Genomic DNA, 12,157 nt, shown 5'->3' with positions numbered 1-12,157 from the left:
CGCAGAGCCAATTATTAACCTAAAATAGATAAGGATGGAATCAACTAAACAAAAGAGTTACGCATTGCCGATAGCGATGATGTTCGCGCTCTTCTTCATGATCGCGTTCGTTACGGGGCTTCAGAACCCGATGGGCATTATCGTGAAGGAACAGTTCCAGGTACCGAACTGGATGTCGCAGTTGGGAAACTTCGCCAACTTCATCGCTTACGCCTGCATGGGTATTCCGGCGGGTATCATGCTGCAACGCATCGGTTATAAGAAGACGGCTCTTACGGCCATTGTCGTCGGTTTCGTCGGCGTAGGGATTTCTTTCCTGTCCGGACAGGTCGAAAGTTTTACCGTCTATCTGATCGGCGCTTTCGTATCCGGTTTTTCGATGTGTATGCTGAACGCCGTGGTAAACCCGATGCTCAATACGCTCGGGGGCGGAGGTAATCGCGGGAACCAGCTGGTGCAGTTCGGCGGTTCGTGCAACTCGATCGGCGCTACGATCGTACCGGTGCTGGTCGGCTACCTGATGGGCGACGTATACAGCGCCTCGATCAGCAAGGCCAACCCGGCGCTTTTCCTGGCGATGGGAATTTTCGCGCTGGCGTTTATCGTACTTTCGTTCGTGAAGATTCCGGAACCGCATCTGGTGACCGCGAAAAAGGAAAAAGAGAAACACAGTCCGTTTTCGTTCCGCCATTTCGTTCTCGGAACGCTGGCGATTTTCTTTTACGTGGGCGTCGAAGTCGGGATCGCCAACTTTGCGAACCTGTTTATGACGCAGAGCGTCGATAAGGGCGGTCTCGCTATCGATACGACGGTCGCCGGGACGATCGCCGGAACCTACTGGTTCCTGATGCTGATCGGCCGTTTGACCGGCGCGTCGCTGGGTGCGAAATTTTCCAGCAAATCCATGCTGACGTTCGTTTCTTCGCTGGGCATCCTGCTGATCCTGCTGGCGATCTTCCTGCCGCTGTCGACGACGGTCAACATGCCGGTGTTCAAATCCGATATCTCGTTCGGTCTGGCTGAAGTGCCGATCGGTATCATGTTGATGATCCTTTGCGGGTTGTGCACCTCGGTGATGTGGGGTAATATTTTCAACCTGGCCGTCGAGGGGCTGGGTAAATATACGGCCGCCGCGTCCGGCATTTTCATGGTGATGGTATGCGGCGGTGGTGTTCTGCCGTTGATCCAGGGCGCCGTTGCAGACGGTTTCGGTTACCTGGCCAGTTTCTGGGTGATTATCGTCGCTCTGGCTTACATCCTGTATTACGCCCAAGTCGGTTCCAGAAACGTGAACAAGGACATTCCGGTCGAATAATTCCGCTGTCCGGAGATATTTAAAAAAAGTAAAATCGGGAGGGCGGCCATAGCCGCCCTCCGCTATTTTCGAGAACGATGAGAAAATTATTTTTTATAAGTATCGTGGCGGCCGCTCTGGTTTTTTGGTCGGAAAGGTCGTCCGCACAGGCGGTCGAGAGCGACCAGTGGGCCGCGACGGACGGTCTCGGCCGCGCTTTGCCCGGGCGGGAACAGACCCGCGCCCGCAGAGACGACCGCAAAGTGGCGATGTTTTACTGGACGTGGCACACCAGTCCGATTACCGACTACCGGCGGATCGGCAACATTACGCAGATTCTCCGCGAACATCCCGAGGCGATCGACGATTACGACCACCCCGCCTGGGATATCGGCGGAAATTCTTATTTCTGGGACGAGCCGCTGCTGGGGTATTACAAGACGACCGACCCGTGGGTGCTGCGCAAACATGCCGAAATGCTGGCCGATGCCGGTGTGGACGTCGTGTTTTTCGACTGTACGAACGCTTCCCTTACCTGGAAATCTTCGTACGACGTATTGATCGACGTCTGGACGAAGGCGCAGGGGGACGGCGTGAATGTGCCGAAGATCGCGTTCATGCTGCCGTTCGGGCCTGTGGATCGGTCGCTCGTTTCGCTGCGCCAGCTTTATGAGGATATTTACAAGCCGGGCCGGGCCGAAAACCTTTGGTTTTACCTGCACGGCAAACCCTGTATCATGGCTTATCCGGACAACCTGACCGATTCGCCCGAAGACCGGACGATCCGCGATTTTTTCACGTTCCGTCCCGGTCAACCCGACATCGTGGACGGCCCCGGGCGTCCCGACCAGTGGGGTTGGCTCGAAACCTATCCGCAGCATAAGTTCGTCGAACGTCCGGACGGCGGCTGCGAAGAGATGGTGGTCTGCGTGGCGCAAAATGCGAACGATGCCAGCGGCGGCCACTGCTGTGCTTTCAATGCGCCGGGAACTTACGGGCGCAGTTATACCCAACAGCGCGGGCAGGATACCCGCGAGGATGCTTACCTGTACGGATTGAATATCCAGGAGCAGTGGGATTATGCGCTGCAGTGCGATCCCGACCTGATTTTCGTTACCGGCTGGAACGAATTCATCGCCGGGAAGCACATCGGCTGGCATCCCGCCCGCCCCTATTATCCGTTTGCATTCCCCGATCAGTTCGACTGGGAACGCAGCCGCGATATCGAACCGGTCAAGGCGTGGGGCGATAAGGGCGATGCCTATTACATCCAGTTGGTCGACAATATCCGCCGTTACAAGGGCGTTTCGGAGTCGCAGGCGGTGTCGCAGCCCCGGAGCTTCCGGATCGGCCGTTTCGACGGTTGGGACGGCGTATCGCCCGATTTCAGGCATTATCCGGGCAATACGATGCACCGGAATCACAAAGGTCATGCGAACATGTTTTATACCAATACGACCGGGCGCAACGACATCGTGGACGCGAAAGTGGCCCGCGATCGCAGGTACGTTTATTTTTACGTCGAAACCGCCGATAAGCTGACCCCGTCGACCGACCGCAACTGGATGATGCTGTTCATTGACGTCGACCGTGACAAAGCGACCGGATGGGAGGGGTACGATTTCGTGCTGAACTACGAAAAGCCGCAGGACGGCAAATCCGTATTGTCCCGCCATAGCGGCGACGGCTGGAATTGGGAGCGCGCCGCGGAGGCGGATTATGCCGTCGACGGCAACCGGATGGAGATTCGGATACCGCGTTTGTTGCTCGGTGAGTTCGGAAAGTCGCTGAACATCGAATTCAAATGGAGCGACAACATGCAGGAAGAGGGGAATATCATGGATTTTTACGTGAACGGCGATGCGGCCCCGGGCGGCCGGTTCAATTTTGTTTACGACGAGCGTGCCGGGCAGAATCGCTAACGGTTTTCGTAAAGCGTGTTCCATTAAAAAACCGGGTCGGACTGAAGTCCGACCCGGTTTTTAATTCCGGAAACGATTATCCGGCAGTGTTCCGTCTATTTTTCGTAGGTAACGCTCTCGATAACGACGGGGCCCATCAAACCTGCCTTTTGCAGCGGGGAATCCGCTGTCCACGGGCTGCACGGCGTCCATGTCGTGCGTTGTGCTTCGGGCAGTTTTTGGTCGCCGATCAGGCGATTCACCCAAGTGTTTACCACTTCGATTTCCAGTTCGTTGTCGCCTTCTTTGACAAAGTCGGTGATGTCCAGTTCATACGGAGCCGTCCATACGCCGCCGGCATCCTGTCCGTTGACCTTCACGCGGGCCATGGCCACGAAGTCGTTCAGGTTGATCAGGATGTTCTCGTCGGTCGGGGCTTTGTCCAGTTTGAAGTTGGTCTTATAGGTGGCCGTACCGGAGTAATATTTGATCTTGTCGTCGGCGTTGGTCGACCAGTCGGTCAGCGATTCGAATACGACCGGTTCTTGCGGGCCGCGTATCTTGTCGGCGAAATCGACCGTCCACGGGCCTTTCAGATCGGCGATCTGGGCCGGAACCGGGAAGTTGGCTGCCACGTCGGTCGACGAAGCGGCACCCGCTTTGTCCTTGAACACGATGAACATGCTTTCGTACGGAGCCATTTCGAGCGGAACGGCCGTAGCGCCCTGTTTCTGCTCGTAAGCGGGCAGTTTGCGTATCACGCCGGTGGTCGGGGCCCACAGTTCGGGCTGCATACCGGTTACGCGGAATTCCGGCGTAACGACGATCGTTTCGTCGCTCTGGTTGCTTACGAAATAAATTTCGGCATTGTCCAGCGTGCGGTGTCCGTAGTGTACCGGCGCGCCTTCCGGAATGTTGAGGTCGGGGATGCAGTCGATCGTGGCGAAGGCTTCTTCCATCGTCATGCCGTTTAGGATCATGCCTTTGCCCAGTTTGCGCGATTTGACGTTCACGCCGTCCACGTCGCCCCAGATTTCGGCGGCCATCGCTTTCACCTGCTGGTCGGCGGCCGGCTGATTCTGCAGGCTCGGCGAGCGGCTTGGGGCCGGGCCCATCACGACGGCGCCTTTCTCGATCAGTTCTTTGATCTTGGCCAGCAGTTCCGGACGCATCGTTTCGAGTTTCGGCAGCACCAGGATGCGGTATTGCGTACCGTGCGGCAACGTGATCTTACCGTCTTTCACGTCCATGTACTTTTCGATCACTTCGGCGTTCATGTAATCGAACTGGTAGCCGGTCGGAAGGGCCGGGTCGACGATACCGGTCATCTTCGGAGCGTCTTCGCCGATGAAATAGGCTGCGTCGGCTACGTTCAGACCCTGTTGCAGCATGAAGTTCGCGCGCTTGAGGTACGTGAGGTAGTTGTCGATCTGCGAGAACCAAGTGTTGTGGCGGTTGAATTCGTTGCCGAACCAGGCGTTGACGCCCGGGAGCCGGTCGTCCGGCTGCGTGATGTAGACGTGCAGCAGCGTGTTGTTGATGCCTTCGGCGAAGAAACGGTCGCCGCGCTGTTTGATCACGCCCGGGTAACGGGCGTACGAATTGCCGGCGCAGGTGTTCGATTCGGCCGAGATTTTCGTCTTGCCGTAGATGTGGCCGCAGGACGAAGCGGCGCGGTTTTCGATGTCGCCCAGTTCGCCTTCGCTCCAGAACTCGCCGCCGATCTCGTCGGACTGGCCGCCGTACATCAGGAATTCGCCGGGGAAGCCCCAGTGACCGTAGTTTTCGAGCCAGGTATGCAGCCCGTGTTGATGGCTGACGTCGCGCAGGCCGCCCACGTAATCATAAGCGACCTTGTCGGCGATCATCCGGCGCACGTCCCACAGGAAACGGTCGGAGGCCTCTTCGCTGCCCACTACGATGCCGTTGTATACCGGCAAGTAGGGGGTCGGGTCGTAACCGTAGCGGGTCTTGAACTCTTCGATCATGCCGTCCGTGAAGTTCTGTCCGCCGGTTTCGTAGCTGTCCTGCACCACGACTTTGAACGTCTTGCGGTCTTCGGCCGGGATGCGGCGTAGGATTTCGCCCATGTGAGCATCGAAATGACTGGCGATGTGTTCGCGGCTCATTTTGTCGGTTTCATAACCGGTCGCTTCGGGCGCGGCGGGAGAATTGGTCGTCCCGGTCGGAGTCATACCCATGCGCAGGATTACCCATTCGCCTTCCGGAACATCCCATGTCAGCGTGCCGTCGGCAGCCAGGTATTGCGAGATGTCCTGTACCTTCGCGGGATCTACCATCAGCGCGGCGTCTTCCACAGCGGGCTGTACCGGCCATTGATAGTCTTTCCAGTACGGCAGCGGAGTCGGGTGCATCTTCGCCAGCGTCTTTTCGCTGAAGCGTTCTACGCGCGGAGCGGCTGCCAGAGCCACTTCGGCCAAGCCGCTGCCTGCATTGGCGCCTTTGATGATTACCCGGAAATCGGTTCCGGTCGTGGCCGGGATCGATACGACCACCGGTGCGAATTGGTCGAATCCGACGTTCAGCGCGGTATTCGTGCGGTTGATGTCGAATTTCGACAGCGTGCGGTAGTTGTCGCCTTCTTTAACTTGCAACTCGCCTTGTGCGCCCAACGGGTGCTCGGTGGGTTTTACGGTCAGGCTGCGCGCCGTAAACGGAGCGTTGGCTTTCAGGTCGATCGTAATTTCGCCGCCCTTCGGGATGGCGATTCCGCTTTTCTGGTCGCCGTCGGTGATCTTCGTCAGGTCGGCCACTTTCGGCGTCGAGGTGATCGTCCCGTTCGACGCGTTCAGCGTGAGCTGGTCGTCTTTCGGCACCGGGTAAGCGATGACGCGTACGTCCTGGAAAGAGTCGGTCGGCTGTACGAGCTTGGCGTTAAACTTTTGCGGGCCTTTGGCGCGCGTTTCCGACGAAGCGAGATAACGCATCGCCTGGTCGGCTTTTACCCACGGGCCGCCGGACTGACTCCAGCCCGGAGAGTTAAAGATTCCGATTTCGATGTCCAGCTCGGTCGCTTTTTTCAGCGCGGCGTGCAGGATGTCCCACCACTCTTCGCTGAGCATTTTCACGTTGCCGTAGGGTACGTCGTCCTGGCCGATGTTGCCGATGAACGCGCGGTTGATTCCGGCTTTTTTCATCGACTCGAGGTCTTTGATAACGCCTTCTTTCGAAATGTTGTTCGAAATCCAATACCAGTAAACGCTGGTTTGGATCGAGTCGGGCGGGGTTACGAATCCCGAAGCGAGCGCTTCGTGGGAAACGTGTTGCGGACCCGACGCCCCTGTTCCGCAACAGGCGGCCAGCGCGGCTCCTGCCAAAGCGCAGGCGGAAAGTTTAAAAAGATTTTTTTTCATAAAATTTTATGGATGATTTATTTCGTGGTATAAACATAGTTGAACCGTCCTCCGGGCGCGGTGTCTCCGTTGACGTAGAAGTCCATGATGTTGCCGTTTTCCTGCATGTTGTCGTTCCATTTGAACTCGATATCGACGTCGTCGCCCGTGAGGTTCATCAGTTGTTTTGCGATAGCCAGTTCGAGCTTGTTGCCGTTGACGGCGAACTTGCTCTCGCCGACGGCTTCCCATTCCCATCGTCCGCCGACGTTCTTTTCGATCACGGCTTTTTTACCGTGCGGACTCGTGCGATTGACGATGAAATCGTATCCGTTCCATCCGGTCGTTTTGTCGCGGTCGACGTCGATAAACAGCATCATCCAGTTGCGGTCGGTCGCCGGGGTCAGCTTGTCGGCGGTTTCGACGTAGAAGTAGACGTTGTCGGCGTCGCGTGCCACTTTCGCTCCGACGATGTCGTTGCGGCCGGTATTGTTGGTGTAGTACTGGTCATACCGTCCGCGGTGGTCGCGGTGCATGGTGTTGCCTTTGTACGATGCGAAGTAGGGAGCCACGTCGTCCCATCCGTCGGCCTTGCCGATCTTGACCGTCTTGGGGGCCGAAGCTTTTTCAGGAGCGTTCATTCCCTTGAATTTACGCACGTTGTCGACCAGTTGCAGGTAATATACGTCTCCTTTGTCGCCCCATCCGGCGTTCGGTTCGATATCGCGGCTGCAGTTCCAGTTGTATTGGTCGACGAACGAGAACGGGAAGCCGTTCCAACTGTGCTCAGGTAGCCATTGTCCGGCGATGAATTCGTTCCATCCGGTGACGAATACCAGTTCCGGGTCGAGTTCGAACGCCCGGCTCCACTGTTCTTGGAAGTTATAGCCGTACAGGTATCCGTCCACGCGCGGGTCGAATCCTTTCAGTACGCTGAAATTCCGTCCGTAAGCGTCTTTCACGTTGAAGGCTCCGCAGTGTCCTTTGCGGTCGGGAGAGGTGTTCTGGGCCACGCCGACCGAAACTTGTTCGAACCCGCCGTCGGGCCCTTTTATGTAGCCGTGCTGCGGATAGATTTCAAGCCAGCTCCACTGGTCTTTGCGCGTCGGGAACGGGCCGTCCACGTAGTCGGGCTGTCCGGGCCGGAACGTGAAAAAATCGCGGATCGCCCGGTCTTCGGGCGAATCGGTCAGGTTGTCCGGATAAGCCATGATACAGGGCTTGCCTTTCCACACGAACCACAGGTTTTCGTAACGCCCCGGTTTGTAAACGTCTTTGTAGAGTTGGCGCAGCGATACCAGCGAGTGCGGAGCCGGGCCGAACGGCAGCATGAAAGCGATCTTCGGCACGTTTACGCCGTCCTTTTGCGCCTGATCCCAGGTCTTCATTAACGCTTCGTACGAATCCTCCCAGGTAAGACTGCCGTTCGTGCAATCGAAGAATACGGCGTCCACGCCTGCGTCGGCCAGCATTTCGGCGTGTTTGCGCAATACCCAGGGGTCGGTCGTTTTGTAGTAACCCAGCAACGGCTGTTCCCAGAAGAAAAAGCCCGGACGTTTGTCGCCCCACGCCGGATGGTTGTAATCCTTCATCGCTTCGGGGTATTTGCGGACGATTTCGGAGATATTCTTCACCTGATAGGTGGTGTCGTCATTGCCTTGATGCCATGTCCAGTAGAACATGGCGATGAACTTGTCCTTTTTCTTGTCGCCGGCATCCTTGTATTCGCTGACTTTGCGTCCGAGCGCGTCGGTCGCCGCCCACGAATCGCTGTTGACAGTTTGTCCGAAAGCGCTTCCGCCGATCAAGCAGACCGTTCCGAGCGCCACAGTAAATTTGGTTAAGAATTTCATTTCTTGTAGGTTTTATTAAAATTAGGTTTTGATGGTGATTGTTTTGTCTGTGTCGATCCTGTATTATCAATGTTTACTTACTTCGGTTTTGTGGTATAAACATAGTTGAACCGTCCTCCGGGCGCGGTGTCTCCGTTGACGTAGAAGTCCATGATGTTGCCGTTTTCCTGCATGTTGTCGTTCCATTTGAATTCGATATCGACGTCGTCGCCCGTGAGGTTCATCAGTTGCTTTGCGATAGCCAGTTCGAGCTTGTTGCCGTTGACGGCGAACTTGCTCTCGCCGACGGCTTCCCATTCCCATCGTCCGCCGACGTTCTTTTCGATCACGGCTTTTTTTCCGTGCGGACTGGTGCGATTGACGATCAGGTCGTATCCGTTCCATCCGGTCGCTTTGTCGCGGTCGACGTCGATCAGCAGCATCATCCAGTTGCGGTCGGTCGCCGGGGTCAGTTTGTCGGCGGTTTCGACGTAGAAGTAGACGTTGTCGGCGTCGCGTGCCACTTTCGCGCCGACGATATCGTTACGGCCGGTGTTGTTCGTGTAGTAGCGGTCGCAATAACCGTAGTGATCCCGGTGCATCGTGTTGCCTTTGTACGATGCGAAGTAGGGAGCCACGCCGTCCCATCCGTCGGCTTTGCCGATTTTGATCGTTTGGGGCGCCGAAGCCTTTTCGGGCGGAGTCATCCCCTTGAATTTTCGGACGTTGTCGACCAACTGTAGGTAATAGGCATCTCCTTTGTCGCCCCAACTTTTGTTCGGTTCGATATCGCGGCTGTGATTCGAATCGAACAGATCGACGAACGAGAACGGGAAGCCGTCCCATCCGTGTTCGGGCAGCCATTGTCCGGCGATGAATTCGTTCCATTCGGTGACGAACACCAGTTCCGGATCGAGTTCGAAGGCGCGGTTCCACTGCTCCTGGAAATTCCATCCGTACAGGTATCCGTCCACGCGCGGATCGAACCCGTTCAGCATACTGAAGTTCCGCCCAAACGTCTCTTTCGTGTTGAATGCGTTGCAATGTCCTTTGAATGCGAACGAAGTGTTTTGGGCCAAACCGACCGAGACCTGCTCGAATCCGCCGTCGGGCCCTTTTACGTAGCCGTGCTGCGGGTAGATTTCGAGCCAACTCCACTGGTCGTTCCGGTTCGGGAACGGGCCGTTTACGTAGTCGGGCTGCCCGGGGCGGAATGTGAAGAAATCGGCGATGGCCCGGTCTTCGGGCGAGTCGGTCAGGTTGTCCGGATAGGCCATGATCAACGGTTTGCCTTTCCAGCGGAACCACAGATTTTCGTAACGCCCCGGTTTGTAGACGTCGTTGTAAAGTTGCCTGAGCGATACGAGCGAGTTCGGCACGGCTCCGAACGGCAGTAAAAAGGCGATTTTAGGCACCTTTACGCCGTCTTTCTGCGCTTGATCCCAGGTTTTCATCAGCGCTTCGTACGAATCCGAATAAGTCAGCGTCCCGTTGGTGCAGTCGCAGAAAACGACGTCGATTCCTGCGTCGGCCAGCATTTCGGCGTGTTTGCGCAACACCCACGGGTCGGTCGTCTTGTAATATCCGAACAACGGTTCGTCCCAGAAGAAGATGCCCGGTTTGGAAGTTCCCCAGGCCGGATGGTTGTAATCTTTCATCGCTTCGGGGTGCTGCCGGACGATTTCGGTGATGTTTTTGACTTGCGAGGTCGTGTCGTTACGACCCATGTGCCAGGTCAGATAGAAGATCCCGACGAACTTGTCTTTTTTCTTGTCGCCGGCATTTTTGTATTCGCGAACTTTGCGTCCGAGCGCGTCGGTCGCGGCCCACGAATCGCTGTTGACGGCTTGTCCTGCCGCCGCCGTTGCCAGCAGCAGGAGCATTCCGAGCGACAGACCGATTTTGATTGAGGTTTTCATAGGGTCGGGCGTTTTGCGGGCAAAGATTTATTTCGCGGTATATACGTAGTTGAACCGTCCTCCGGGCGCGGTGTCTCCGTTGACGTAGAAGTCCATAATATTGCCGTTGTCCTGCATGTTGTCGTTCCATTTGAATTCGATGTCTACCCTGTTTCCGGAGAGTCCCATCAGGGCCTTCGTTACGGCGAATTCGAGACTGTTGCCGTTGACGGCGAACCGGCTTTCCCCGGCTTTCTCCCACTCCCAACGGTTCCCGACGTTCTTCTCGATCACGACCAGGCCGTCGTGCGGACTGACTCGGTTGACGATCAGGTCGTACCCGTTCCATCCGGTCGCTTTGTCGCGGTCGACGTTGATCAGCATCATCATCCAGTTGCGGTCGGTCGACGGGGTCAGTTTGTCGGCTGTTTCGACGTAGAAATAAAGGTTGTCTTTGTCGCGGGCTACTTTCGCTCCGACAATGTCGTTGCGGCCGGTGTTGTTCGTATAGTGCGTGTCGTCGTGTCCTTTGTGGTTCCGGTGCATCGTATTTCCTTTGTAAGAAGCGAAATAGGGCGCCACGTCGTCCCACTCGCCCGCTTTGCCGATCTCGATCGTCTTGGGAGCCGAAGCTTTCTCGGGAGGCGTCATGCCTTTGAATTTTCGGACGTTGTCGATCAGTTGCATATAGTATACGTCGCCCTTGTCGCCCCATCCGGCGTTCGGCTCGATGTCGCGGCTGCAATTCCAGTCGTACTGGTCGGGGAATGCGAACGGTTTATGGGGCTTGCTGGGCGGCCAGTTCTCGTGTTGCCCGGCAGTGAATTCGTTCCATCCGGTAACGAATACGATCTGCGGGTCGAGTTCGAAAGCGCGGCTCCACTGTTCCTGAAAATTCCATCCGTACAGGTAACCGTCCACGCGCGGGTCGAATCCTTTTTGCATCGAAAAACTGCGGCCGAAGGCTTTGGGCGCGTTGAACGCGTAAGCATGTCCTCCGTTCTCGGCGGTAGCGTTTTGCGCGACTCCGACAGTAACCAGTTCGAATTTGCCGTCGGGTCCCTTCACGTAACCGTGCTGCGGATAGTTTTCGAGCCATCCCCACTGGTCGTTGCGGCTCGGGCCGTCCACGTAGTCGGGTTGTCCGGGCCGGAACGTGAAAAATTCGGCGATTTCACGATCCGAGGGAGTGTCCAACAACGATTCGGGATAAGCCATGATACAGGGTTTTCCTTGCCACACGAACCACAGGTTTTCGTAGCGTTTCCGCTTATAAATATCGTTGTATAACTGCCGGATGGATACCTGCGAAGCAGGAAGCGGGGCGAACGGCAGCATGAAAGCGATTTTCGGCACGTTCACGCCGTCCTTCTGGGCCTGATCCCAGACTTTCATCAGCGCATCGTAGGACGATTTCCAGGTGTAGGAACCGTTCGTACAGTCGAAAAATACGACGTCGACTCCTGCGTCGGCCAGCATTTCGGCGTGTTTGCGCAGCACCCACGGATCGGTCGTCCGGTAGTAGCCGAAGAGGGGCTGTTCCCAGAAACAGGTTCCGTGCTTCCAGGCCGGGTGGTTGTAGTCGAAAGCCGCTTCAGGGTATTTCCGGAGCGTTTCGGTGATATTCTGTACCGGTTTTCCGTCTCCGTCCGCGACGAAGTCGGTATGCCACGTCCAATAGAACATCGCTACGAGTTTGTCTTTTTTCTTGTCGCCGGCTTCCTTGTATTCGCGCACCTTGCGTCCGAGCGCGTCGGTCGCCGCCCACGAGTCGCTGTTGACGGTTTGCGCCGGCGCGCCGGCCGCCCATAGGCAGCATATTCCGAGAAGAAGTCCGAGGCAAGTTAGGTTTTTCATGGTTTGTTGGATTTTATTAGGG

At 56.5% G+C, this 12,157-nt stretch carries 6 protein-coding genes; 2 read left to right on the top strand and 4 right to left on the bottom strand.

The features are described from left to right. Positions 1-34: 34 nt before the first annotated feature. Positions 35-1,315: an MFS transporter gene (locus C1A08_RS05470; RefSeq protein WP_101571925.1), complete on the top strand. Its 1,281-nt coding sequence runs from the start codon at positions 35-37 to the stop codon at positions 1,313-1,315. 77 nt (positions 1,316-1,392) lie between these two features. Continuing rightward, the gene (locus tag C1A08_RS05465) at positions 1,393-3,216 is read left to right on the top strand and encodes a hypothetical protein (protein WP_101571923.1); all 1,824 of its coding nucleotides are present in this window, start codon (positions 1,393-1,395) and stop codon (positions 3,214-3,216) included. Between the two features lie 95 nt (positions 3,217-3,311). Here C1A08_RS05465 and C1A08_RS05460 read toward each other — a convergent pair whose 3' ends face one another. The 4 genes from C1A08_RS05460 to C1A08_RS05445 all read right to left on the bottom strand — a co-directional run bounded on the left by C1A08_RS05460 (position 3,312) and on the right by C1A08_RS05445 (position 12,135). Then, positions 3,312-6,569 carry a glycosyl hydrolase gene (locus C1A08_RS05460; RefSeq protein WP_101571920.1) on the bottom strand — a complete coding sequence of 1,086 codons (3,258 nt, stop codon included), beginning with the start codon at positions 6,567-6,569 and terminating at the stop codon, positions 3,312-3,314. A gap of 17 nt (positions 6,570-6,586) precedes the next feature. Then, a complete protein-coding gene (locus C1A08_RS05455; protein WP_228385739.1) occupies positions 6,587-8,401 on the bottom strand; it encodes a hypothetical protein in 1,815 nt (604 codons plus the stop codon). Positions 8,402-8,478: 77 nt separating this feature from the next. Further along, positions 8,479-10,299 (bottom strand): hypothetical protein, encoded by a 1,821-nt coding sequence (locus C1A08_RS05450; protein WP_257937050.1) that lies wholly within the window; start codon positions 10,297-10,299, stop codon positions 8,479-8,481. 27 nt (positions 10,300-10,326) lie between these two features. Further along, positions 10,327-12,135 carry a hypothetical protein gene (locus tag C1A08_RS05445; RefSeq protein WP_101571918.1) on the bottom strand — a complete coding sequence of 603 codons (1,809 nt, stop codon included), beginning with the start codon at positions 12,133-12,135 and terminating at the stop codon, positions 10,327-10,329. Positions 12,136-12,157: the final 22 nt, after the last annotated feature.

The organism is Alistipes sp. cv1 (assembly GCF_900240235.1).
GTDB classification, from domain to species: Bacteria; Bacteroidota; Bacteroidia; order Bacteroidales; family Rikenellaceae; genus Alistipes_A; species Alistipes_A hominis.
The sequence above is the reverse complement of the archived record's forward strand: the minus strand, read 5'-3'. Positions and strand labels throughout refer to the sequence as shown.

What these genes read in the sequence shown, in the direction of transcription:
- C1A08_RS05470 (WP_101571925.1), top strand. Translation starts at nt 35, where the DNA reads ATGGAATCAACTAAACAAAAGAGTTACGCATTGCCGATAGCGATGATG.
- C1A08_RS05465 (WP_101571923.1), top strand. Translation starts at nt 1,393, where the DNA reads ATGAGAAAATTATTTTTTATAAGTATCGTGGCGGCCGCTCTGGTTTTT.
- C1A08_RS05460 (WP_101571920.1), bottom strand. Translation starts at nt 6,569, where the DNA reads ATGAAAAAAAATCTTTTTAAACTTTCCGCCTGCGCTTTGGCAGGAGCC.
- C1A08_RS05455 (WP_228385739.1), bottom strand. Translation starts at nt 8,401, where the DNA reads ATGAAATTCTTAACCAAATTTACTGTGGCGCTCGGAACGGTCTGCTTG.
- C1A08_RS05450 (WP_257937050.1), bottom strand. Translation starts at nt 10,299, where the DNA reads ATGAAAACCTCAATCAAAATCGGTCTGTCGCTCGGAATGCTCCTGCTG.
- C1A08_RS05445 (WP_101571918.1), bottom strand. Translation starts at nt 12,135, where the DNA reads ATGAAAAACCTAACTTGCCTCGGACTTCTTCTCGGAATATGCTGCCTA.